Below are 24,660 nucleotides of genomic sequence, written 5' to 3' on the forward strand. Positions count from 1 at the left end.
TTTTGTTAATTTATTTGAAAAAGCTTTGAATTTATTTACCAAAGAGGCCACCCAATAAGCCCCCGATACCACCTTTCTTTTTAGAATCACCCATAACCATTCCTGCTACATCATCAAGTATACTGCCATCTCCATCTGCATCCAGAAGGGTAGTAAGAAGACTTTGGTTTTGTTCTGGTTGTCCACCCAACATGCTACCTAGCAGCGTATTCATTCCACTCGCATCAGTGACTTTATTTTCAGCAGTTTGTTTTGCTAAAATACCCATAACCAGAGGAGCCGCAATTTTGAGAATATTAGCAATAGATCCTGCATCTATTCCTGATCGCTGGCTTAAAGCGTTCTCAACATTTGCCTGTTTGCCACCAAAGACATGACCTAATATACCAGCTCCATCGTCCATAACTGATTGATCTACACCGCCCCCAAAAAGGCCTCCAAGATCATCAAGAATACTTCCATTATGTTTAGAAGATAAAGCATTCATCAAACCTTGTGCACCTTCAGGTGTGGCTACATTTTTTTTCATTGCCCCTAATAGTAAGGGCATAGCCATACTCAGTACATCAGCTGTTTTGTTTTCAGCTTGCCCTGTTTGGCCTGCAACTCCGCTTATTACCTGTTTCCCAATGGGACTGTTTAATAAATCTAATAATCCTTCCATTAACTTAGTGTTTAGTTTTATACCATGGAAATGTACGAAAAGTAATTATTTTATAAGAACAGTACCCTAAAAAAGGCAAAAATTACTTTGGATAAGCTCGTAATTAAAGTAAATTGCTCCTTTTTTAATTATCCTTTTATCTTTGAGTATGAATTTTTTAGAACTTCCTCGCCAACCACATCCCATAGTTTCTTATTTACAAGTAGGAAAACTGTTGTATTGGTCTTTGATACTGTTCTTGTTGGAATCGTGGTTCTACTGGGGTCAATTTCAGGCTTCTTTGAAACAATTTTCCCTCTTTTGGGTAGCGCTTTGGTTTGGTTGTTTTCTCTTTTCTTTTGTTCATATCTTCCTGGTAATTATGGACGGATGGTCGAGATTTCAGAATTATAAAAGGGCTAAAGACCTTTTTTTTATTCATGGATTTAATTCCAGGATTGCCGACATGTATGTTGGTTCAAAATGTCAGCGCAATGCCGCAATAGTTGCTGCAGAAGAATTGGGATATAAAGATGAAATATTGAACTATTATCACTCCAGGGGAATAAAATGGTTTCATTATTTGCCTTATTTTATGATTCATGACCCGTTATTTTTGTTTCGAAACTACTTTTGGGAAAGAACATTTCTTGAAAAGGTTTATGAGCCTAAATTTGACTACAGGAGCCCATATCTGGAAAGAGCAATATGATACTTGAAGCCAGGAATATTTTCAAGTCCTATGGTTCGCTTAAAGTTCTGAAAAATGTGACTATAGAATGTCACAGGGGCAAAATCTACGGGCTTATCGGGGCAAATGGCGCAGGGAAGACTACCTTATTTAGGATACTGTTAGGTCTCATTAAACAAGACAGCGGTAGTATAGAAATAAATTCACAAGGAATTAAACCCATTGGTGGTATTGTAGAAAAGCCAGCCTTGTACGGATATCTATCTGCTTTCGGAAATTTAAAAGTTTTTGCCCAAATTCAGGGTTTGAAACTTACCAAAGAATTGTTTTACCAATCCATGGAGCAGGTGGGTCTTTCACCAACGCGGAAAGACGTAATAAGAAATTATTCCCTGGGGATGAAGCAGCGCCTTGGTCTGGCCATCGCTTTGTTGAATAATCCTGAATGTATTGTATTAGATGAACCTTTTTCCGGTTTGGATCCTATGGGAATTTTTGCACTACACGAGTTGATTAAAAAACTAAGCAGCCAGCATCACATAACGGTTATAATCTCATCTCATATTGTCAGTGAATTAACAGGTCTGTGCGATACACTTTATGTTCTTAATGATGGAGAAATAATTAAATCTGGATCAACTACCCAGCTGATTAAGGAAAATGTTACCACCTTTAAAATTTCTGGAAAGAATCTGGAAATGTCGGAGGTGTTAAAAGGTGTTAGTGCTGTTTTTTTAAATAAATCTGCCCTAGTTTCGCCTAAAAGTATGAGCATTTCTGAGGTTCTGCATAAATTAGCGGAAGAGGGTGTAGAAATCACCGCCTGTATACCACAAACAGATTTAAAAGCCCTATTTGGAAGGGAACCAGTATGATATCATTGATCCGTTCGGAAATTTATAAAATCAGCAAACAGAGCAAAACACTTTATGCCCTGGCCGCCATCCTTATTATTGAAGGATTTGTATTTATGAGTGCCTATTATCAGGGCGCGGGAATAATAGACCTTTTGTTAGACAATCTGAAAGATTCTTTTGAATTCAGAGGTAATCTTTTGAATGGGAACTTAATTATTTACTTGATCCTGAATTCGTTGTGGTTTCATATCCCCTTAATTCTAATGATTATTATTTCGGGGTTTTTAACTTCCGAATATAAAGACAAGACCTTGGAGACGGTTATGCTTCAACCCGTAAGTAAATTATATTTTATATTGAGTAAATATATCGTTTCCATAGCATTTACGCTTTTAATTGTCCTTATTTTGGCAGTAACCACCTTTTTTATTTCCTATTGGATTTTTGGATACGGGGATTTGGTCGTGTATTTAGACGGATTGAATTTTTTTAAATCAGACGATGCTTTTTACAGACTGATATATGCATTTTTGTCGGGCTCAATTACTATGGTATTCTTTTCGGTGGTTAGTTTAACGCTGGCTGTTATTTTAAAGGATGCGACAAAAACCTGGATTGTATCGGCTATTTTTTTGATATGCAGCAATCTGTTGTTAAAAATCGACTTTAGAAATGAAGTCATCAATGAGTTATTTTTTTCTAAGTTAACAGATAGCTGGCAGTATTTTTTCTATTATGAAATACCGTATTCTACTATTTACTTTAAAAATTTTATGTTGTTGGGATATTCCATACTTGTTATGATCATTGGCGTACTAATTTTTAAACGAAGGGACATTCAGGGATGAAAGGATTATTTTTTTTATCGATATTTTTAATAGGCCTGAATCCTGTTTGTGCGCAGGAGATTGATAATGATCTCCTTCAAATAAAAAAACGTATGGATTCAATTAAGTCTTATGATGCACAAATAAAACTGGATGTAGACATCAGTTTTATTAATATGCCATCCAAGTATGGGAAAGTGACATATAAACAAGGAGAAACTACTAAGGTTACCTCTGAGGATTTTATTATGCTTCCCAAACGAGGCTTGGACCTTACCTTAAATGAAATCTTTAAGTATCCATTTATAACCGTAAATAGGGGAGAAGCCAACCGCAAAGGAGTTTTATGCAAGGTTATTAATCTAATTCCCACCTCTTCAAAATCTGACTTCTCTATAGCGACAATTTTTATGGATACAAAGGCAAATAGAATAGTGAAATCAGAAATAAGCACTAAAATGGAAGGCGTTTTTACTACTTATTTGGACTATAAAAATTATGGGGATATTCTTCCGATGAAAATTGAGGTTGAATTTGCTGTCAATAGTGTAAAAATACCTTTGCGTTTTCTGGGAAAAGAAACTGAAGTTGATCGCAAAGCCCTCAAGCAGGAAGGATCCAAAACCGGTAAGATCTTTATAACACTATCAGATATTAAAATTGTGAAATAAGCTTTTGAAAAATCCAATATCTAATTTTAAGAACATGCCTGAAAAGCCTATGTTCTTAAAGGACCAAAAATTCATTTACTACCTCGACCTAAGATTTTTATAAATTGCTTCGGCTTATTTTAAAAGTGTAATAATTTGATTTGCCAATTCCAGGCCAATACGGTCCTGTGCTTCTGCCGTTGCGGCCCCTATATGCGGAGTTAATGAAATCTTTGAATGCATTAGAATCTTTAGTTCCGGAGTGGGTTCAGATTCAAAAGTGTCCAGGCCGGCAAAAGCAATTTTTCCACTCTCCAAAGCTTCAATAAGAGCAACCTCATCAATTACACCACCTCTCGCGGCATTCACGATGCCAACCCCGTTTTTCATAATGTCAAATTCTTTTTTACCTATTACGTATTCCTTTTGAGCCGGCACATGTACCGTAATAAAATCGGAATCTCTCAGCACTTCTGCCTTGGATCTGCTTTCAAAAGTAAAACTGACCGACTGTCCATCAAAGAAGGGTACTTTAATCGTTGCCGAATCTAAAAACGGGTCGTGAAATATAACATTCATGCCTATCCCAATTGCAATTTTGGCAGTTGCCTGTCCTATTCTCCCAAATCCAATTACACCAAGGGTTTTACCACGTAACTCAACGCCTTTGGCATAGGATTTTTTTAATTTTTTAAAATTGCTGTCCCCTTCAAGAGGCATATTTCTATTAGCATCATATAGAAACCTAACCCCACCAAACAAATGAGCAAAAACTAATTCAGCTACAGATTCAGATGAAGCGGCCGGAGTATTAATGACATGGAGCCCTTTTTCCTTTGCATAAGCTACGTCGATATTATCCATACCCACACCGCCTCTGCCAATAAGCTTCAGAGAAGGACAATTATCAATAATATCCTTACGAACTTGTGTAGCACTTCTGACTAAGATGCCTATAATTTTATTTTCATTGATATAGTCTACTAGTTGTTCCTGGGCAACAGTGGTTGTAATTACTTCGAACCCCGCTTTTTCTAATGCTGAAATTCCATTTTCTGATATACCGTCGTTAGCAAGTATTTTCATCTTTTGATGTTCTAAGTTTAACTTTAAATTTATTTGCTTCTTTGATAAAGTAATTAACCCCTTCTTTCCAGATCACTCATTATATCCACTAAAACACCTACACTTTCCAATGGAAGGGCATTGTACATGGACGCCCGATAGCCTCCTACGGATCTATGACCGTTTAATCCATTAATTCCTGCTTCTTTCCACATTTCGTCAAAGGTATCTTTAAGTGATTCATCAGTTAATGTAAATGTGGCATTCATATTTGAGCGATCTTCTTTTTTCGCAAATCCATTAAATAGAGGATTAAGGTCAATCTCAGAGTAAATGAGGCTGGCCTTTTTATCATTGATTTCTTCAATTGCTGCTATTCCGCCCAAATCTTTCAACCATTGAAGAGTAAGCATCGATACATATACTGCAAAAACTGAAGGAGTATTATACATACTATCCTTACTTAAATGAACCTGATAATCCAGCATGGAAGGAATTTGCCTGGATACTTGTCCAAGTATATCATCCTTAATAATGACAAGTGTTGTGCCTGCCGGACCCATATTTTTTTGCGCTCCGGCATAGATAAGATCAAATTTGGAAAAATCCATTTGTCTTGAGAAAATATCCGAACTCATATCGCAAATTAATGGAACTTTGGTGTTAGGAAATTCCTTTATCTGAGTCCCGAAGATGGTATTATTAGAAGTTAGGTGAAGATAATCCAGGTCATTAGGAACCACATAACCTCTGGGGATATAGTTGAAATTCTTGTCTTTGGAAGAAGCAACTTCAATAACATCACCAAATAGTTTTGCCTCTTTGATTGCTTTAGTACTCCAGGTGCCGGTATTGATATAACCAGCTTTGTTTTCTAAAAAGTTATAAGCGACCATAAGAAACTCCAGACTTGCACCTCCCTGGAGATATAAAGCCTTATATCCTTTTCCTTCAAGCCCCAAAAGTTCAAGAGCTAAAGACCTTGCTTTTTCCATAACCGCAACGAATTCTTTACTGCGATGTGAAATTTCAATAAGAGAAAGACCGATGCCATCTAATTCAACTACTGCTTCTGACGCCTTTTGCATCACTTCTTTTGGCAATATGCATGGGCCTGCACTAAAATTATGTTTTTTCATCTTTAACTTATTTTTTTGAGGATCTAAAGGTCATAAATAATACCGAAAAACTAATCAGTAATATAGATTATTTCCATTATGTTTTTAACAGGAATTCAACAGTGTCTATTCCATCAGCATAATCCCATAAGTCTGGTTTTTGGGTTTTACCAAACGGCAGCGAATTTTCAATTATATCACCTCCAACAATACATTGGATCTGATCAGAATCCCTGAGAAGCTTTTTTCTTAACTCCTCAGTGGTGGTATATCTCTCGTAAAATGCCGTACCTATAGGTGAGGCATATCCCACATCTTCTTTTAATAAGAAAAAACCATTATCCAGAAATTGGAATTCACTCATCAAATAAACGGCCTTATTATAATCATAATTATTCGCGTACTTATTCTGGTCAATTAAACTTTGATACGTATTGATGCTCTTAAAAAAATCATCGAAACTATATTCCTTCGGAACAAATAATTTAGAAACATTTCGGCACCCTAATCCGTAATATCGAAATATGTCCTCGCCTAGCTCATTAAGTTGTTCTTTAGTTTCCTCTCCTGATAGTATGGCAATGGAGTTTCTGTTTTTTCGTATGATATTGGGTTTATTGCCAAAGTAATGTGCAAAATAACGAGCCGTATTATTACTTCCGGTTGCTATAACAACGTCAAATTTCGTTAATCTTCCCTCGCTAAACTCTATTTCAGAAGCCAGCCCAGGCTCAATATGTATTAAATAATTGGCAATAAAGGGTAAGAGTATATTATCATTAGAGGAGCATTTTGCCAAAACCTGGTTCCCACTTATAAGGGTAGCAACAAAATCATGAAACCCTACCAGGGGAATATTCCCTGCCATTATTATAGCAACAATTTTGTGCGTATTATTCTCTAGAGGATACGGCAATAGCCATTCATTCAGGTTTTTTTCGTTAAGCTGCTCCGCCCAGGCACCTATAGCGAACATGACCTGTTGTTTTGTGAACCAACCATTTTTATGGCCAGCTAAAGTAATGGCACTCTCAAATTTTTGATACCATTCATTATCGTCATCTACCGGACTTAAATTATCTGATGAAGTTTTGGTAAAATTTCTAAAAAATTCTCCAAGTTTGATAAAAGCGTTAAATCGTTGCTCCAGTGTGGCCATTATATTTGTGCAATAGTGTTTAAGGATTTACCTTTGCGCAAAAATATGCATGCTGGGACATTGTAGCAACAATCAGGGCAAGTATATTGCTTATTAAAAGAAAAAGAAAATTATGGCTATTATTATAACAGACGAATGTATTAACTGCGGGGCCTGCGAACCCGAATGCCCAAATACCGCTATATATGAAGGCGCAGATGAATGGCGGTATAACGATGGAACCTCTCTTAAAGGTGAGGTTGTATTACCAGATGGGAAGGTTGTGAACGCTGATGAAGTACAGGAGCCAATAAGTGATGAGATCTACTATATAGCACCAGACAAATGTACGGAGTGCATGGGATTCCATGAAGAACCTCAATGCGCTGCAGTTTGCCCGGTAGACTGTTGTGTTCCGGATGAAAATAGAGTAGAAACGGAGGAGGAATTACTGGCCAAGCAACGATTTATGCACCCGGAATAGATGAGTATTCTATGGGTTGTTCTCGATCATTTTCGAAGCTATTTCCTTAAATAATTTTGCGCAGACCATACCTGTCATATTGTTTATGTCGCGGGTTGGATTGTATTCCACAATATCGGCTCCCAGTATAGGAACATCTATTGCCTGAATAATAGTTAATACCTCCCGGGTACTCAAGCCCCCTGGTTCGTGATGCGAAACACCCGGGGCATAGGCAGGATCCAAAGCATCCATATCCAAGGAGATATAAACCGGATTTCTAAGTTTTAAAGATGGTAATTCGCGCATTTGATTCATTTCAAAAGTTTCAACACCATATTTCTCTGACTGTTCGCGCTGATGCTTTGAAAGTGTCCTTATGCCAATTTGCATCAATCTCTTGACCAATTTTTCTTCCATGATTCTTGCAAATGGGCAGGCGTGGGAGTATTTGTCCCCCTCAAATGTGTCATATAGGTCGGCATGAGCATCGATATGAATCAGATCTATAGGTCCATGTACCTTGCTGAAAGACTTTATAACAGGGTATGTAATTGAATGATCGCCTCCCAAAGTCAGCAAATACGTATTATTTTTTATGTTTTTTGAGGTAAATTTTTCAATGTCGAAATATGTGCTAATTTCAAAGTCTCCTTTATCATCGAAAATTTCCGGGAGTATTTCCAGACCGTTTTCCGCAAAGTAGTTAGCAGATGGACTCTTATAAAAACTTCTAATTTTGGGTGGTGCCAGTGCAGGGCCTTTTAAAAAGGATGACTTCTCATCATATAGAATTCCCTGAAGGATAATTTTCTTCATAATGGCAGTTTAAATGATTCTAAATATACAGGTAAAAACTATATTTGCACCCAAAATATGGCAAGCTGATTGTAGCTGGCCAGGATGTTTCTAAGAAAGAATAGATGAAAGCAGGTATTGTAGGGCTCCCGAATGTTGGCAAGTCAACTCTTTTTAATTGTTTATCCAATGCAAAGGCACAAAGTGCCAATTTTCCCTTTTGCACGATTGAGCCAAATATTGGTGTTGTTAATGTGCCCGATCCAAGGCTCGAAAAATTGGCAGAATTGGTTAACCCTGAACGGGTTATTCCTGCTACAGTAGATATAGTAGATATTGCCGGACTGGTTAAAGGAGCAAGCAAAGGAGAGGGTTTAGGGAATCAATTTTTGGGTAACATACGGGAAACCGATGCTATTTTGCATGTTTTACGTTGTTTTGACAATGATAATGTAGTTCATGTAGATGGGTCTATAGATCCTATTAGGGATAAAGAGACCATAGATATGGAATTACAGCTAAAAGACCTGGAAACGGTTGAAAAGAAGTTAGACAAGGTAAATAGAGCGGCCAGAACAGGTAATAAAGAGGCTCAAAAAGAAGCTACTGTCTTACAAGCGGTAAAAGAAGGATTGGAAACAGGTAAATCTGTGCGTGCTTTAGCTTTTGAAGATGATGACCGAAATGATTTTATTAAACCTCTGCAGTTTATTACAGACAAACCGGTTCTTTATGTCTGCAATGTAGATGAAGCATCAGCGGTCTCTGGAAATGAATATGTAGAACAGGTAAAAGCTGCAGTTGCAGATGAACAGGCAGAAGTAATTGTTTTGGCTGTAGGCACGGAAGCGGACATTACCGAATTAGATACTTACGAAGAACGACAAATGTTTTTAGAAGATTTAGGGTTGACAGAGGCCGGCTCGGCTAAAATGATTAGAGCAGCTTATTCTCTTTTACACCTTCAAACCTATTTTACAGCAGGAGTTAAAGAAGTCAGGGCCTGGACCATAAAGGTAGGCTCCACGGCACCGCAGGCAGCTGGGGTTATCCATACAGATTTTGAAAAAGGATTTATTCGGGCTGAGGTTATTTCATATAACGACTACATTAGCTATGGAAGTGAAACAAAAGTAAAGGAAGCCGGGAAAATGCGTGTGGAAGGAAAAGATTATGTAGTAAAGGATGGTGATATTATGCATTTTAGGTTTAATGTTTAAGAGGCGATATCCCTGGAATTGTTGTTTTTAATAGTAATATAATCTCGCTATCAACAAAACATGGCGTTTTATTGTTAATTACTTTCTATACTGCACATTTTGATTTCTGCTCCGAAATTTTATATTAGCAGGGTAATCCCCAAATATCATGGCAGAATCACAATATACCGAAGATAATATAAGATCGCTGGACTGGAAGGAGCATATCCGTCTGCGACCTGGAATGTATATTGGAAAACTTGGCGACGGATCTTCTGCTGATGACGGCATTTATATCTTACTAAAAGAAACTATAGACAATTGTATTGATGAATTTGTCATGGGCGCCGGAAAATCCATTGACATTTCTATTCAGGGTGAAAAAGTAACCGTAAGGGATTATGGCCGGGGTATTCCACTGGGTAAGGTGGTTGATGTGGTCTCCAAAATGAATACAGGAGGAAAGTATGATACCCGTGCATTTAAAAAATCGGTTGGACTTAACGGGGTTGGGACAAAGGCTGTTAATGCACTATCTGCATATTTTAAAGTAGAATCGAACAGGGACGGTAAATCCAAATCTGCTGAATTTGAAACCGGAGAATTAGTAAACGAAGAACTTTTGGAAGAAACTTCCAGGAGAAGAGGGACCAAGATAACATTTATTCCTGATGAGGTTATATTTAAAAAATACAAATATAGAAATGAGTATGTAGAACGCATGCTCAGAAATTACGTATATCTTAACCCTGGCCTTACCATTGTTTTTAATGGAGAAAAATTCTTTTCCGAAAATGGACTTAAGGATTTACTGGAAGATAACAATACTAAAGAGGATTTATTGTACCCAATAATTCACCTGAAAGGGCCGGATATTGAAGTAGCTATTACCCATAGTAAAACACAGTATAGCGAGGAATACCACTCTTTTGTTAACGGACAGCATACCACTCAGGGAGGTACCCATCAATCTGCTTTCAGAGAGGCCATTGTAAAAACAATAAGAGACTACTACGGTAAGAATTATGACGCTTCCGATATCCGAAAATCAATAATTTCGGCGATTTCTATCAAAGTGATGGAACCTGTTTTTGAAAGTCAGACGAAAACCAAACTTGGCTCAACAGACATGGGAGGAGAATTCCCAACGGTAAGAACATACATCAACGATTTTATAGGGAAGCAGCTTGATAATTACCTTCATAAAAACCCGGAAACCGCTGAGAAAATTCAACGTAAAATTGTTCAGGCTGAGAACGAACGAAAAGAACTTTCGGGAATACGAAAGCTGGCACGGGAAAGAGCTAAAAAAGCAAGTTTGCATAACAAGAAATTACGTGATTGCAGGTTGCATCTGGGAGATATGAAAAGCGAAAGACGCCTGGAATCGACCTTGTTTATTACCGAGGGTGATTCAGCTTCTGGTTCTATAACTAAATCGAGAGATGTAAACACGCAGGCGGTATTTAGTCTTCGGGGTAAGCCATTGAACTCCTATGGGATGTCAAAAAAAATAGTGTATGAAAATGAAGAATTCAATCTGCTTCAGGCTGCTCTGAATATAGAAGAATCCATGGAGGATTTACGTTATAATAATATTGTAATTGCTACTGATGCCGATGTAGACGGAATGCATATTCGATTATTACTGATTACATTTTTTCTTCAATTTTTTCCTGAATTAATAAAAGAGAATCATTTATATATTTTACAGACACCATTATTTAGGGTAAGAAATAAAAAGGAAACCTATTATTGCTACAGTCAGGACGAAAAGAGGGAGGCGATTACTAAGTTATCAGGTAAACCGGAAATAACTCGTTTTAAAGGACTGGGTGAAATTTCGCCGGATGAGTTTAAACACTTTATTGGAGATGACATACGGTTAGAGCCAGTTATGCTCGATAAAGCATTATCTATTGAAGAACTTTTAAAGTTTTATATGGGAAAAAATACTCCGGACCGTCAGGAATTTATTATTGAAAACCTTAAAGTTGAAGTTGACTTAATAGAAGAGAATTAACTATAAATAAGAATAATACCTATCTTTCTTTATGGAGGAGAATGAAGAAGTAAATGAAGTGCCTGAAGAAGACCAGGGTAATGGCCAGGAGGCACTTACCCGGGTTACCGGCATGTATAAAGATTGGTTTTTAGATTATGCTTCTTATGTGATTTTAGAAAGGGCGGTACCAGCTATTGAAGACGGTTTTAAGCCCGTGCAACGCAGAATTATGCATGCGCTTAAGGAGTTGGACGATGGAAGGTATAATAAGGTTGCCAATGTAGTTGGGCATACAATGCAATATCACCCTCATGGCGATGCAAGCATAGCGGATGCCATGGTTCAGATTGGTCAGAAAGAACTACTTATTGATACTCAAGGGAATTGGGGTAATATTTTAACGGGCGATGGAGCAGCGGCATCCCGATATATTGAAGCCAGACTTTCCAAATTTGCATTAGAGGTAGTATTTAGTCCAAAAATCACTGATTGGCAGTCATCTTATGATGGAAGAAAGAAAGAACCTGTAAATCTTCCGGTTAAATTTCCCTTATTACTGGCTCAAGGAGCAGAAGGCATTGCAGTTGGTTTGTCTACTAAGATTCTCCCTCATAATTTTAATGAGATTATTGATGGATCTATTAAACATTTGAAAGGGCAACGTTTTAAATTGTTTCCAGATTTCCCTACCGCAGGTATTATTGATGTTACTAACTACAATGATGGATTAAGGGGTGGCAAAGTAAGGGTAAGGGCTAAAATTTCACAACTTGATAAAAATACACTGGTTATTAATGAAATACCGTATGGCACAAATACTTCTTCATTAATAGATTCAATCCTGAAAGCAAATGATAAAGGGAAGATTAAGATAAAGAAGATTGAAGATAATACGGCAGCGCAGGTTGAGATACTGATACATCTTCCCGGAGGTATTTCACCAGATAAGACTATTGATGCCCTATACGCCTTTACTTCCTGCGAGTCTTCAATTTCACCTTTGGGCTGTATTATTGAAGATAACAAACCTTTATTTATAGGAGTTACAGAAATGCTTGAACGTTCTACAGATAATACTGTGGCTATGCTTAAAGCAGAATTGGAGATACAGTTATCAGAACTCCAGGAACAATGGCATTTTGCCTCTCTAGAACGGATATTTATAGAAAACCGAATCTATAGGGATATAGAAGAAGAAGAAACATGGGAAGGAGTCATAAGTGCTATAGATAAAGGACTAAAGCCACATATTAAACACCTTAAAAGGGGGGTGACAGAAGAAGATATTGTAAGGCTTACGGAAATTAGGATAAAAAGAATATCCAAATTTGATTTGGATAAAGCACAGCAGTACATTGATAGTCTGGAAGATAAAATTGCCCAAACTAAAGACCACCTTGCTAATTTGGTAGATTTTGCAATTTCATATTTTAAGGAGTTAAAAAGTAAATATGGTAAAGGCAGAGAGCGTAAATCTGAAATTAGAATTTTTGATGATATTGAGGCAACCAAAGTAGTCATTAGAAACACCAAACTATATGTAAACAGGGAGGAGGGTTTTATTGGAACTTCTTTAAAGCGTGACGAGTATGTTACGGACTGCAGTGATATAGATGATATCATCGTATTTACCAAAAACGGTCATATGATGATAACCAAGGTAGATTCAAAAATATTTATCGGTAAAAACATAATTCATGTAGCCGTGTTTAAGAAGAAAGACCAGCGGACAACTTACAATATGATTTATAAGGATGGCAGAGGAGGATCGAGCTATGTAAAGCGCTTTTATGTTACAGGAATTACGCGAGATAAACATTACGATCTTACAGCCGGTAAAAGCAATTCAGAGATTAGTTATTTTTCGGCGAATCCAAATGGGGAAGCAGAAGTAGTTACGATTTTTCTTAGGCAAGCAGGCAACATAAAGAAATTAAAGTGGGACTTGGATTTTGCAGATGTGATGATAAAAGGTCGTGCTTCAAAAGGCAATATCGTAACTAAATATTCTGTAAAAAAAGTAGAACTTAAGGAAAAAGGACTTTCCACACTTAAACCGCGCAAGCTATGGTTTGACGATACAGTTCAGCGGCTGAATGTTGATAACAGGGGGGAACTCCTGGGAGATTTTACCAATGAAGACAGACTTCTTATTGTTAACCAAAAAGGATTATTGAAAACAGTTATTCCGGAACTGACAATGCGTTTTGATGATGATATTATTGTCTTGGAAAAATGGGTGCCCAATAAACCTGTTTCTGTGATATACTGGGAGGGAGAAAAAGAACTGTTTTACATAAAACGATTTCTTGTGGAAAATTGCGATAAAGAGGAAAAAATAATTACGGACCATCCAAAATCCTATCTAGAAAAAGTATTTACAGATTATCGGCCCATGGCGGAATTAGTGTATTCTAAAAAAAGAGGGATGGAACGCAAAGACAACCTTACAATCAATATAGAAGAGTTTATTAGCGTAAAAGGTAGTTCTGCAATGGGAAATCAATTAACCAAAGATAAAGTCCTCGAGATTAATGCATTGGATCCCTTGCCATATGAAGTACCGGAAGTTCATGACACCTTGGATATTGAGGTGGTGGATGAAGAAAATATAATTCCGGAGACAAAAGATTTACCTGCAAAATCTAAGAAGGAAAATAAACAGGTCAATAGCAAAGATAATCCTGGTAAGGAAGATGGTGATGGGCAAACAAAGCTTTTTTAGCAAATTATAGAATATTCATATGCAATAATGAGAATGACACTAATTTTAACTTGCTAATTGTATTTGTTTTGGCTATACTTGTCAATTCCTGCAACAATAAAGTGAAAACTTCAACAAATTTATGGATTTTACAAACCCCCTGATTTACGGCGTCCCCTGTTTTATCGCCCTAATTATTTTTGAACTTATTTACAGCAAAACACATGGAAACGAACAATTATATAATTGGAAAGATTTGTTCGCCAGCGGTGCCATGGGTGTTGGAGCTGCAATTATAGGACCGTTGTTTAAGATCATCTTTGCCATAGCGCTTTTTGAGGTATCCTATGAATTTTTTAACCCTGTTACTAATGGAGTGCGAACAAACCTATTGGGTTACGAAGCCTTTGGTTACGCATGGTATGTATGGTTACTTTGTATGTTGGCCGATGATTTTACTTACTATTGTTTTCATAGAGCAAACCATGAAATAAGATTATTTTGGGCAGGTCATATCGTCCATCATTCTTCTGATAATTTTAACCTGGGTACTGCGGTTCGTAATGGATGGTTCACAATTTTCCACAAACCCTTTTTCTATATGTGGATGCCTGCAATTGGTTTTCCCCCGGAAATGGTTATCGTATGTATAGGAATAGAGATTATGTGGCAATTTCAATTGCATTCCGTCTATGTTCCAAAAATGGGATTCCTCGAAAAGATATTTAATACACACACCATGCATCAGGTTCATCATTCTCAAAATGTAGAGTATCTGGACAAAAATCATGGGGGAATCCTTAATATTTTTGACAAGGTCTTCGGTACCTGGAAAGAACTGGATAATGATACCAAGATCAAATACGGCGTTATTCATTCACCAAACTCTTACAATCCCCTCGTGATCCTTACCCATGAATATAAGGATATCTGGAAGGATGTGAAAAAGTCGAAAAGGCTTTCCCATGCCTTGATGTATATATTTGGACCACCCGGATGGAGCCATGACGGCAGTACATTGACCGTGAAACAACAGCAGCAAAAACTTAGGGAATCACAATTGGTGTAGCTATTGGTCAAGCAATGCCCTTAAAGCTATAGCGCGACAGGTTAATCCTGCCTGGATTTTATTTTTGCTTTTCCGGAACCTTTTTTAAATTATTTTTTTTCCGAATCTTCATATTTAAAAACTCTACCAATAAAGAGAAGGCAATGGCAAAATATAAATATCCTTTCGGAATAGCTCCAATCTCCTGATCAAATATTCTTGCATGGCTCAAATGTGCAGCTTCAGCAATAAGCATAAATCCTATTAGAATTAAAAACGAAAGAGCGAGTATCTGCATGGATGGGTGATTATTAATAAAAACCCGGATAGGATTAGCAAAAACCATCATGATTATGATAGAAATAACTACAGCAATAACCATTAGGACCAGGGCATCTATAGGCTTATCACCAATGCCATTGGTCATACCTACAGCTGTTAATATTGAATCTATGGAAAATATAAAATCAATTATAACAATTTGCACAATTGCTTTGGAGAGCGTGGTAATATTCCTGGATTTTAGTGCGTCTTCGTCATGTTCCGGCATCTCCACCTTTTCATGAATTTCTGAAGTACTTTTATATAATAGGAAAAGACCTCCAAAAAACAGGATCAGGGCCTGGCCACTAATTCCTATAGAGATCCAGGAGGCATCTATATAATAAAAGGGAATCTTTAAACCAATAAGAAAAGAAACGGCAAACAGCAATATGATGCGCTGTAGCATAGCCAATATTAATCCCAGATTTGTAGCTTTGCGCTGATCCTTTGCAGGCAACTTGTTTGCCGCAATCGATATAAATACAATATTATCTATACCTAATACTATCTCTAAGAAGGTTAGGGTTAATAGAGCTACCCAGGCATCGGGACTAGTTAAAATTTCAAACATTATTACTTAATTTTTATAGCAGTTCCCACAGATTTATTTGTTTCTCCTACAATACCGTACTCAAAAGTATAAGAGCTATCTGTTGTGGTTCGTATTTTCATGTGAATTGATTTCTCTTCGGCCATATTCCTGGGGTTCAATTTCTTCACTATATATTCACATTCATTTATCCACCTAACAGAGGAGGTGTCACTCTTTCCTTCATAAAAATCAACCTCAATATTTTTATATCGAACAAATGTGGTAGTCTTTTCTTCATTATTTATGGTTGATGTAAACGTAAAAGTTCCATATTTAAAAGCTTTGCAGTCTCTTTCGGGTTGGTAACACGAGTTTGCGATAAGAAAAATACAAACTATGAGGAAGGACCATTTCATAGTTGCAAAATAACAAAATAGTACGGATATCTAGGCGGAGTATTATACGAATTTCTGAAGTGATGCTGCTATTGCCCCTTATTTTTATTAAATGCCTCAAAACTACCATCTTCATAAAAAATGATTATTTTTTTAATTGATTTCGAATTGGATGGGTATTCCGTAGAGGATACTGTTTCGGGAGAGTAGGGTGGCGTTGTTTCTTTTTGAACTGCAGGAAATGTGCCTTTTCCGTTGAGCAGCCAATAAAGGTTAACTTCTGGAAATGACTTTACAACTTTCAGTACGAATTCAAGGCTGGGTTTATTCCTGCCTGTAAGCAAATGGGAAATGGTAGATCTTTGGACTGCTATCTTATCTGCAAAAGCAGATGCTGAAAGCCCATAATAATTTAATATTTTTTCTAAACGCCGTACAAATTCTTCTGTGTTTACCATTGTACAATAATCTAATTAAATATTTATTTTCTTTGGATATAAGTGTTTAATTTTAATCAATAAGTATTATATAAATAATAGAATTAAAGACATTTAAATATCTGAAATACAATTTATTAAGCTATTTTTAATAAACTAACCTTAATTTGTTTACAACGGTACTCAAAACGCTGCGAAAAATCGCCTATACTGTTTACAAATGTAACTAATTTAATCACATTTGTAATTGATTTGTCCTTTACATTTGTAATATAAATTAACTCTATTGTGAATTTTTCTTCTTTAAATTATCAAGATATAAAAGAGCTTTCGGTGCATGGAAGATATATCAGACGTTCGCAACTGCAATCTGTAATAAATAGAAATTCAATTCAGAATAAAGTTTCTCAGTTAGGGAAATCTGTAAAAAACAGTCCCATTCATAAATTAACATTAGGTAGCGGTAAAATTAAAATCTTAATGTGGTCCCAGATGCATGGTAATGAGACCACCACCACAAAAGCAGTACTGGATTTAATTAATTATTTAGATAAGACCAATGAACTCGTTAATCAAATTTTATCATCAGTCACATTAACAATTGTTCCTGTCTTAAATCCTGATGGTGCTGTGGACTATACCAGGGAAAATGCCAATAACGTAGATTTAAATAGAGACGCAATAGAATTGAGTCAACCAGAAAGCAGAATTCTGCGAGTTCTTTATAATGAAATAAAGCCCGATTATTGTTTTAATCTCCATGATCAGCGGACAATTTTTAATGTGGGAAGTCTTGAGAAACCAGCTACTTTGTCGTTTTTGGCCCCTGCGCATGATATTGAACGTAGCGTCTCAGCCAGCCGAGGTCAAAGCATGAAAATTATTGCGGCCATACACAAAGCTTTGTCATCCGTTATACCGGATCAGATTGGAAGATATGACGATGCCTTTAACCCTAATTGTGTTGGAGATGCGTTTCAACTACTGGGAACGCCCACCATATTATTTGAAGCAGGTCATTTTCCAGATGATTACCAAAGAGAGCAAACAAGGGAGTTCATATTTTACTCCTTAATCACTGCAATATCGGTAATAGCTCAACGCAAAATTGAAGGATACAGTTTGGATACTTATTTTGACATTCCCGAAAATAATAAACGTTATTATGATGTCTTAATCTTAAATGCAAATCTTATTAATAAGAAATATGACCACAATATTGGCATTCTTTATAAAGAGATATTAAATGAAGAAATTATCATTTTTAACCCTTTTATTGAAGCCACTGGTGAATTAAGGGATAGCTTTGGACATAAATATCTTGATTGTAAAGATCAAAATGATCTCAACTTCTTAAAATCGGATAGAAAATTACATAAACTCCTTTTTTAAATTATCACGTGAAAAAGTGATAATATTTTGCGTATAATTCAAAAATACCTAGTATTTATTACATTTAAATTCTTAAATTTACCCCCAAGTAAAAATTATTCTTAAAATGGGGAAAATAAAACTAGACGAAATAGATCATCAAATTCTGGACATGTTAATTGACAACACCAGAACACCATTTACTGATATTGCTAAAAAATTACTGATATCTGCAGGAACGGTTCATGTTAGGGTTAAAAAAATGGAGGAAGCCGGAATTATACGCGGATCTTCACTTACACTGGATTATGTAAAACTGGGTTATGCATTCATAGCTTATGTGGGCATTTTTCTGGAAAAAACGCATCAAACTAAATTTGTTTTAGAACGTTTGAATCAAATACCCAATGTTACCGTTGCACATATTACTACTGGTAAATTCAACATCTTTTGTAAAATAAGGGCAAAGGATACTAACCATGCCAAAAATATCATCTTTAAGATAGATGATATTGATGGTATTAGCAGGACGGAGACCATGATTTCCCTGGAAGAGAGTATTAATGACAAAAAGCGTTTGATGCACACCATTTTTAATGAATTATAAAATAAGACATTTTATAAATTAAGATTGCTGATCTGGCAGATCATCCGAAATTTCAATGGATATCAGTTAACTTCACATTAATCATTATCCTTATATAAAATACTTTTAAAAAGACTACTAACATTGTTATTTTCCTTAAATGAAGAGTTCTGAACTGAAAAAAGAAGATTACCATCCCTTTTACCAACCGTATATTGCTACTTTGGGTGACGTGGAATTAGTAGAGATGTTAAGAAGGCAATTGGAGAATTTTCCATTATTTATTTCGAGTATTATAAAAGATAAATTTCATTATACCTATAGTGAGGGAAAATGGACAGTGGCCCAGGTTTTGGTCCATGTCTTGGATACGGAACGCGTATTTCAATATAGGGCGCTTCGCTTCGCCAGAAACGATAAAACACCTTTACCGGGATTCGATCAGGATAAGTTTGTTATGGAATCTGATGCAGAAAATTGGAATCAGCAAGAAGTGATAGAGAATTATAGAGCCATACGAAAGTCTACTATTGCTCTTTTTGAAAAATTTTCTGATAAGACATTAAAAAGAGTTGGAATTGCCAGTGATTCACCTATGAGTGTTGCGGCACTGGGTTTCATTTGTTGCGGCCACCAGAAACACCATAGAAATGTATTACGTGAGCACTACCTTAAAGACTAATCAAAATCTTTTTCGCCCTCATTTTCCTCTTCAATATTAAATTCTAAAGAAGGTCCTTCAATAGATTCATCTTTTATTGCTTCAAGCCCTTCGTCTATGTTTTCATCGAAATTAGCAATGAAATGAGAAAGACTTTTACTTATTTTAATAAGATAAAGGGTATCCGCAGTTTGTAATTCTACGGCTTCAATGAATTCACCGTTAGCATTTCTAAAAGAAATTATATCTTCATCTCCATATCCGTCGGGATAGGTTTCAATAAGAAGAGCGGTCACTTGGTGGTTTAATTTTTTGTAATCAATAAGTATACGTTTCATAAGCAGGTATTTGAATACAACTGTAGCAGTTGTTTTAATCCTGTACCTAAACTATACTTTTTTTTCCTTTGCGAATTCAAAGAGTTGTAAAATAGCAATTTTAGTATATGTAGCTGCTATTCTTTGTAGTATGCAAATGCCTGGCTTAAAATATCATCAGGAACTCTATTGTCAATCTGCGCATCACCAATCCTTTTTAGAAGTACGAAGAAAACACTTCCGTGGGAATTCTTCTTATCGTATTTCAATAGATCTATTATCGAATGGATGTCGTCATCGTTAAATTCAACTTTTTCAAAATGTCTGAGTATTGTCATCTTAATATCTTCCAATTGATTTATACCCAAGCCGGTTTGTTGATGTGATAAGAATGCTTCCAATATCATACCAATGGCAATTGCCTCACCGTGAAGCAGGGACTCACGTTCCGCATTCTCCAAAAAATAGGATTCTATAGCGTGACCCAGGGTATGACCAAAATTTAATATTTTTCTAAGACTTTTCTCCCTCGGATCCTGACGAACTATTTCATTTTTTATGACTATAGATTCGTAAATATGATCTTCCAATTGGTCAACAGAATTGACTTGTTTAAGAACTCTCCAAAAGGGTTCACTAACAATCAGGCCATGTTTTAGCATTTCTGCAAAGCCGCTATTCAATTGCCTCTTATCTAGTGTGTTTAGGAATTTAGGGATAATAAGTACCATTTTAGGCTGGTTTATTACGCCTATCTGATTTTTTAACATTCCCATATCAACTCCGGTCTTACCTCCAACGGAAGCATCTACCATAGCTAGAAGGCTTGTGGGAATATTGATGAAATCTATACCTCTTCTATATGTTGAAGCTACAAAACCACCCAAATCTGTAATAACACCCCCTCCGAGATTTATTAACAAACTCTGTCTATCTGCGCCTTTTAGTGAAAGCGCTTCCCAAACTTTTATACAACTAGTAATACTTTTGTTAATTTCACCAGATTCTGTCTCAATAATCTCGAAGTCATAACTCCCTCCAACACTCGCTAAAAATTTAGGCAGACAATGCTCCCGGGTATTTTCATCAACAAGTATAAAAAGACTAGAATAGTTTGATTTTTTTAAATGATATTCGAAAGCCTCATAGCCCAAATAGTTAAAATGGATTTGGGCAGAAAAAGAAGTGATTGATTCCATGGGTTATAGTTTATAATACCTTTCTTGATAATCCTAAAGGAATGCCTTTTTAAAAGCAAAACACAAAATAAAGGCAATTTTTTAGTAAATGGATACAAATTCTGTTATTATCTTTGAAATGATAACTAATTCGTAAAAATGAACAGAATTTTTGAAGATACCTCAACCGCATTTTCTCTTAAATCCGATTCTGAATTGGAGAGAGCCTATTTTCTTTTTAAGATGATAGCGAATGAACCGCTTGTTAAAATTGGTACAGCAATGACCAATTTTGCTCTAAAAGCAAGATTACCGGTTGATGGCCTTATTCGGGCAACTGTGTTCGATCATTTTTGCGGAGGTGTAAGTGAGGCAGATTGCATGACCGTAGTGGATAAAATGTGGAGTAAAGGTGTTTGTTCTGTTCTTGATTATTCTGTTGAAGGTAAAGATACAGAAGATCCTCTTGATGCCGCTCTTGAGAAAACCTTAATGATACTAGATTTTGTAAAGGAACTGGATGCTATTCCTTTTGCAGTTTTTAAGCCTAGTGGTTATGGCAGAGTGTCACTTTTTCATAAAATTGGAGAAGGTAAATCTCTGTCAAAAAAAGAACAAGAAGAGTGGGATAGGGTAGTGGGTCGTTTTGAGACCACATGTAAAAAAGCATATGACCTTGATGTTCCACTTTTGATAGATGCCGAGGAAAGCTGGATGCAAGATGCCGCAGATGAATTGGTGGAGGAAATGATGCGTAAATACAATAAGGAAAAAGCTATTGTTTTTAATACACTGCAACTTTACCGATGGGATCGTATGGATTACCTTAAAGAGCTTCATGCAAAAGCTCTGAAGGAAGATTTTAAAATAGGAATCAAGACCGTTCGCGGGGCTTATATGGAAAAGGAAAATGAAAGAGCTTTGGAATATAATTATGCGACCCCCATATGTGCTACCAAATCCGAAAGTGATTCTAATTATGATGAAACAGTAGCCTATATAGTGGGACACCTGGACAGGATCTCCCTTTTTTCGGGCACCCATAATGAATTGAGTTCTTATAAATTAATTGAATTAATGGATCAAAAAGGTATTTCTCATAATGATACCCGTATCTGGTTTGGCCAATTATATGGAATGAGTGACCACATTTCTTTTAATCTGGCAGAAAAGGGTTTTAATGTTGCAAAGTATTTACCTTTTGGACCTGTACGTGATGTAATGCCTTATTTAATAAGACGTGCCGAAGAAAATACTTCAGTAGCCGGACAAACAAATAGGGAATTGGAGCTGATAAAAAAAGAACGTCTTCGAAGAAAAATTTAGACGGACTATTTATTCTATGTAGTTTATTGATTTTTGGAGCTGCTAAATTAAGATGTTTTGGCCGATAACTCTTATATAGACTTCTTGCAGGAGTACTACCTTAAAGAGTTATTGTTTTACACTTATTAATACTGCCTCGCAACTGGATAAGTCAGAATTTAGGACAATATTTTCTGAATTTGAACCATCTTTTATTTCTAAGGAAACTGTATTTGGAGGATAATTACCCAGATTATGGGCATAGAGAAATAGATCATTGGATTTGTTTAAATTCAATTTTACCTCAAAACTTTTCTTCTTATATGTTAAAATATGACTAGCTACAATTTGCTCACCATTAAGATATATAGATACAATGTCACCATCTGCTCTACCATGGTCATAAAGACTTATAGTTATTATCTCGTTCTCTACGATCATTTCTTTTTGATATGAAATTTTTCTTCCTTCAAAAACCGTTCGATTTGGTGTCTTAACTTCCTCCTTAACTGCTATTTCTTTCGTTTCTTCCTCTACTATAGCAATTGTCTCTATAGGTTTTTTTACCGGGGCTTCAAGTTTCTCAACTATTTTCGCGGGCTCTTCAACTGGCTCTACAGAAACTTCTTGAACTTCAATAGGTGCCTCTATAACTATAGCGGGGGCTTCTACAATTTCAGCAGGGGCATCTACTATTATTTCTTCAGGTATTTTATCTTCTTTTTTTATGGTAAAATAGGGAGTGGCATACTTCGCTATATGGTATTTATTTACCGGGAAGAGTTCAATACCCATAATTTTATACTTATTTCCGGAAGGAAGCCCTTTTCTGAGCTTTACATCTTTTACAAAGTGATTGTTTTTAAAAACTCCTAGTTCTTGCACTACCACATCGTCTCTGGTTAAAAAGAACTTTATAGTTTTGCTTTCATCCATATTCGATGTAGTCCATTTTATTTCTACAGGGCTAGGAGCAATCCAAACTGTTCCAGTTGTAGGATATGTAATTTCTATGGATGAACGCCATTGTATTCTTTCGTTTATTCTTTGTTTATTTAACTTATAAACGGAATTTTTGAAATTGTTATATGGTACATATGCAGTTAATCCAATATTTGCCTCTTGTAATAACTGATAGAATTCTTCCAATTCTGCAAGAACATTTATTAACGGGATTTGACTTGGATATGTCTTTTTTATAAAATTTATTTTTGAAATTACTTTTTTTGCATTTTTTTTATTTGATACCTGATTGTAATTCTCTGAACTGGCATTATTTAAATTTTTAGCAAAACTAAGCTTCTCATATCCAAATCTATTTTCTAAAAACTTAATAGCTTCTTCGTTGCTAAGAGAATTAGATTCTTTAAATTTCTTTGCTATGTTATAGGCCAAAAGATATTCTTTCAGGCTTTGCTCCAGGCTTGCTTTGGCTACTTCTGTACTCACTACCTCTGGTGAATCGACAGCCTGATTCAAAATTTTAAGAAAAAGATCTTTACTTAACAGTTCTTGTGAATTGGAAAATCCACCTTGGAAATAATCAAATACGAGGGTTGGTGATTCCAGTAGAATATAATTCTTGTTTGCCGCATTGGACAAGTTGCCGGATCCATAAGTTTCAAGTATTCGACGTTTTGCATCTTCGCTCCAGGAGTCGGTGTTCTCAGTTATAATTTTCTTACTCAATTCAATTGGGTCATCAATCCGGGACACTATTAAAGGAGTCCGATCATGCGCATGGTTTGGCTGACTAAAGAAAAACCATAAAAAAAGAATCAATATATTTTTCATCAAAATATTTTGTCACAGTGATATTACACTCACCTTAAGCCCCATTAACAATATCAAATTTTCAATTTTAGAATACTATAAAAAACGCACTCTCTAGTGTTCGGGCAAGAAACGACCAATTAATTGCGACTTATCTTACGTAATAACTCCAAAACACCTTAATTTATTATACTTCTGACCATATATACGAGATTAACTCCTATTTAGTTTTATGTGATTACAGTCCTTTATTGGTCTAAATATAAAATAAGTAAGAATAAGACTACAAATATTGATATTTATTAAAATTTGGCAATGCTTAATTAGTTGAGACGACGAGAAGATTAGCTCATAAATTAAACCCGGTATTTAAATTGAAATTTGTCCAAACGAGAGGGTTAAAGATTAATAGTCGGAGTAATCCGTCGGATACAGAAAGTGAATATCTGCATGAGAAACCGTATTCTCATATTTAGGATAAGTAAGCAATTCTTTCCATTCAGGGGAATCAAAAAAAGCTTTCCAAAGTTCATCCCTTGTTTCTTGATCTTTAAAAGTGGTCATATACATAAGAT

Annotated in this window: 25 protein-coding genes; 13 read left to right on the forward strand and 12 right to left on the reverse strand. The window is 35.9% G+C overall.

Annotated elements, in window-relative coordinates:
• Positions 1-31: 31 nt before the first annotated feature.
• Positions 32-664 carry a DUF937 domain-containing protein gene (locus WBM60_RS03420; RefSeq protein WP_424279913.1) on the reverse strand — a complete coding sequence of 211 codons (633 nt, stop codon included), beginning with the start codon at positions 662-664 and terminating at the stop codon, positions 32-34.
• A gap of 148 nt (positions 665-812) precedes the next feature.
• Here WBM60_RS03420 and WBM60_RS03425 point away from each other — a divergent pair, with 148 nt between their 5' ends.
• From WBM60_RS03425 to WBM60_RS03440, 4 genes are all read left to right on the forward strand, one after another.
• Positions 813-1,355: a hypothetical protein gene (locus WBM60_RS03425; protein WP_424260996.1), complete on the forward strand. Its 543-nt coding sequence runs from the start codon at positions 813-815 to the stop codon at positions 1,353-1,355.
• Complete coding sequence (locus tag WBM60_RS03430; RefSeq protein ID WP_424260994.1) at positions 1,352-2,209, forward strand: ATP-binding cassette domain-containing protein; 858 nt, start codon at positions 1,352-1,354, stop codon at positions 2,207-2,209. The genes WBM60_RS03425 and WBM60_RS03430 overlap by 4 nt, the downstream gene beginning before the upstream one ends.
• Positions 2,206-3,039, forward strand: a complete 834-nt coding sequence (locus tag WBM60_RS03435; RefSeq protein WP_424260992.1) for an ABC transporter permease — start codon at positions 2,206-2,208, stop codon at positions 3,037-3,039. The genes WBM60_RS03430 and WBM60_RS03435 overlap by 4 nt, the downstream gene beginning before the upstream one ends.
• Before the next feature lie 92 nt (positions 3,040-3,131).
• Entirely contained in the window at positions 3,132-3,689 is a 558-nt protein-coding gene (locus WBM60_RS03440; protein ID WP_424276152.1) for a hypothetical protein, read from the forward strand.
• Positions 3,690-3,803: 114 nt separating this feature from the next.
• Here the strand turns inward: WBM60_RS03440 and WBM60_RS03445 are convergent, their stop codons facing one another.
• The 3 genes from WBM60_RS03445 to WBM60_RS03455 all read right to left on the reverse strand — a co-directional run bounded on the left by WBM60_RS03445 (position 3,804) and on the right by WBM60_RS03455 (position 7,010).
• Entirely contained in the window at positions 3,804-4,754 is a 951-nt protein-coding gene (locus tag WBM60_RS03445) for a D-2-hydroxyacid dehydrogenase (RefSeq protein WP_424276151.1), read from the reverse strand.
• Positions 4,755-4,807: 53 nt separating this feature from the next.
• Positions 4,808-5,872 carry a 3-phosphoserine/phosphohydroxythreonine transaminase gene (gene serC, locus WBM60_RS03450; protein ID WP_424261897.1) on the reverse strand — a complete coding sequence of 355 codons (1,065 nt, stop codon included), beginning with the start codon at positions 5,870-5,872 and terminating at the stop codon, positions 4,808-4,810.
• A 76-nt stretch (positions 5,873-5,948) separates the two neighbouring features.
• Positions 5,949-7,010 (reverse strand): acyl-CoA reductase, encoded by a 1,062-nt coding sequence (locus tag WBM60_RS03455; protein ID WP_424261899.1) that lies wholly within the window; start codon positions 7,008-7,010, stop codon positions 5,949-5,951.
• A 112-nt stretch (positions 7,011-7,122) separates the two neighbouring features.
• Here WBM60_RS03455 and WBM60_RS03460 point away from each other — a divergent pair, with 112 nt between their 5' ends.
• Positions 7,123-7,473, forward strand: a complete 351-nt coding sequence (locus WBM60_RS03460; RefSeq protein ID WP_424276150.1) for a 4Fe-4S dicluster domain-containing protein — start codon at positions 7,123-7,125, stop codon at positions 7,471-7,473.
• Positions 7,474-7,482: 9 nt separating this feature from the next.
• Here the strand turns inward: WBM60_RS03460 and speB are convergent, their stop codons facing one another.
• A complete protein-coding gene (gene speB, locus WBM60_RS03465) occupies positions 7,483-8,271 on the reverse strand; it encodes an agmatinase (protein ID WP_424279917.1) in 789 nt (262 codons plus the stop codon).
• 104 nt (positions 8,272-8,375) lie between these two features.
• On the opposite strand from speB, the gene ychF reads away from it, so the two are divergent.
• The 4 genes from ychF to WBM60_RS03485 all read left to right on the forward strand — a co-directional run bounded on the left by ychF (position 8,376) and on the right by WBM60_RS03485 (position 15,227).
• On the forward strand, positions 8,376-9,470 hold the full coding sequence (gene ychF, locus WBM60_RS03470) for a redox-regulated ATPase YchF (protein WP_424276149.1): 1,095 nt from the start codon (positions 8,376-8,378) through the stop codon (positions 9,468-9,470).
• 148 nt (positions 9,471-9,618) lie between these two features.
• Complete coding sequence (locus tag WBM60_RS03475; protein WP_424276148.1) at positions 9,619-11,472, forward strand: DNA topoisomerase IV subunit B; 1,854 nt, start codon at positions 9,619-9,621, stop codon at positions 11,470-11,472.
• Between the two features lie 31 nt (positions 11,473-11,503).
• Complete coding sequence (locus WBM60_RS03480) at positions 11,504-14,179, forward strand: DNA gyrase/topoisomerase IV subunit A (RefSeq protein WP_424276147.1); 2,676 nt, start codon at positions 11,504-11,506, stop codon at positions 14,177-14,179.
• A gap of 121 nt (positions 14,180-14,300) precedes the next feature.
• A complete protein-coding gene (locus tag WBM60_RS03485; protein WP_424263723.1) occupies positions 14,301-15,227 on the forward strand; it encodes a sterol desaturase family protein in 927 nt (308 codons plus the stop codon).
• Between the two features lie 58 nt (positions 15,228-15,285).
• Here WBM60_RS03485 and WBM60_RS03490 read toward each other — a convergent pair whose 3' ends face one another.
• The 3 genes from WBM60_RS03490 to WBM60_RS03500 form a co-directional block, all read right to left on the reverse strand.
• A complete protein-coding gene (locus WBM60_RS03490; RefSeq protein WP_424276146.1) occupies positions 15,286-16,101 on the reverse strand; it encodes a TerC family protein in 816 nt (271 codons plus the stop codon).
• Between the two features lie 2 nt (positions 16,102-16,103).
• Positions 16,104-16,478 carry a DNA topoisomerase IV gene (locus WBM60_RS03495; RefSeq protein WP_424263190.1) on the reverse strand — a complete coding sequence of 125 codons (375 nt, stop codon included), beginning with the start codon at positions 16,476-16,478 and terminating at the stop codon, positions 16,104-16,106.
• A gap of 68 nt (positions 16,479-16,546) precedes the next feature.
• Positions 16,547-16,915: a helix-turn-helix transcriptional regulator gene (locus WBM60_RS03500; RefSeq protein WP_424263192.1), complete on the reverse strand. Its 369-nt coding sequence runs from the start codon at positions 16,913-16,915 to the stop codon at positions 16,547-16,549.
• Positions 16,916-17,182: 267 nt separating this feature from the next.
• Between WBM60_RS03500 and WBM60_RS03505 the strand changes: the two genes are divergently transcribed.
• The 3 genes from WBM60_RS03505 (at position 17,183) to WBM60_RS03515 (ending at position 19,533) form a co-directional block, all read left to right on the forward strand.
• On the forward strand, positions 17,183-18,286 hold the full coding sequence (locus WBM60_RS03505; protein WP_424263194.1) for a M14 family zinc carboxypeptidase: 1,104 nt from the start codon (positions 17,183-17,185) through the stop codon (positions 18,284-18,286).
• A gap of 106 nt (positions 18,287-18,392) precedes the next feature.
• Complete coding sequence (locus tag WBM60_RS03510) at positions 18,393-18,872, forward strand: Lrp/AsnC family transcriptional regulator (RefSeq protein ID WP_424263196.1); 480 nt, start codon at positions 18,393-18,395, stop codon at positions 18,870-18,872.
• A 139-nt stretch (positions 18,873-19,011) separates the two neighbouring features.
• Positions 19,012-19,533, forward strand: a complete 522-nt coding sequence (locus tag WBM60_RS03515) for a DinB family protein (protein ID WP_424263198.1) — start codon at positions 19,012-19,014, stop codon at positions 19,531-19,533.
• Here the strand turns inward: WBM60_RS03515 and WBM60_RS03520 are convergent.
• Positions 19,530-19,850 (reverse strand): hypothetical protein, encoded by a 321-nt coding sequence (locus WBM60_RS03520; RefSeq protein ID WP_424263200.1) that lies wholly within the window; start codon positions 19,848-19,850, stop codon positions 19,530-19,532. The two genes, WBM60_RS03515 and WBM60_RS03520, sit on opposite strands and share 4 nt — an antisense overlap.
• Positions 19,851-19,966: 116 nt before the next feature.
• Positions 19,967-21,028 carry a 3-dehydroquinate synthase gene (gene aroB, locus WBM60_RS03525; protein WP_424276145.1) on the reverse strand — a complete coding sequence of 354 codons (1,062 nt, stop codon included), beginning with the start codon at positions 21,026-21,028 and terminating at the stop codon, positions 19,967-19,969.
• 138 nt (positions 21,029-21,166) lie between these two features.
• Here aroB and WBM60_RS03530 point away from each other — a divergent pair, with 138 nt between their 5' ends.
• Entirely contained in the window at positions 21,167-22,333 is a 1,167-nt protein-coding gene (locus WBM60_RS03530; RefSeq protein ID WP_424282764.1) for a proline dehydrogenase family protein, read from the forward strand.
• A 108-nt stretch (positions 22,334-22,441) separates the two neighbouring features.
• Here WBM60_RS03530 and WBM60_RS03535 read toward each other — a convergent pair whose 3' ends face one another.
• Positions 22,442-24,106 (reverse strand): hypothetical protein, encoded by a 1,665-nt coding sequence (locus tag WBM60_RS03535; protein ID WP_424282765.1) that lies wholly within the window; start codon positions 24,104-24,106, stop codon positions 22,442-22,444.
• A 384-nt stretch (positions 24,107-24,490) separates the two neighbouring features.
• On the reverse strand, positions 24,491-24,655 hold the full coding sequence (locus tag WBM60_RS03540) for an NIPSNAP family protein (RefSeq protein ID WP_424282766.1): 165 nt from the start codon (positions 24,653-24,655) through the stop codon (positions 24,491-24,493).
• Positions 24,656-24,660 lie beyond the last annotated feature (5 nt).

Origin of the sequence: Eudoraea sp. (assembly GCF_049669105.1) — a bacterium.
Lineage (GTDB): Bacteria > Bacteroidota > Bacteroidia > Flavobacteriales > Flavobacteriaceae > Eudoraea.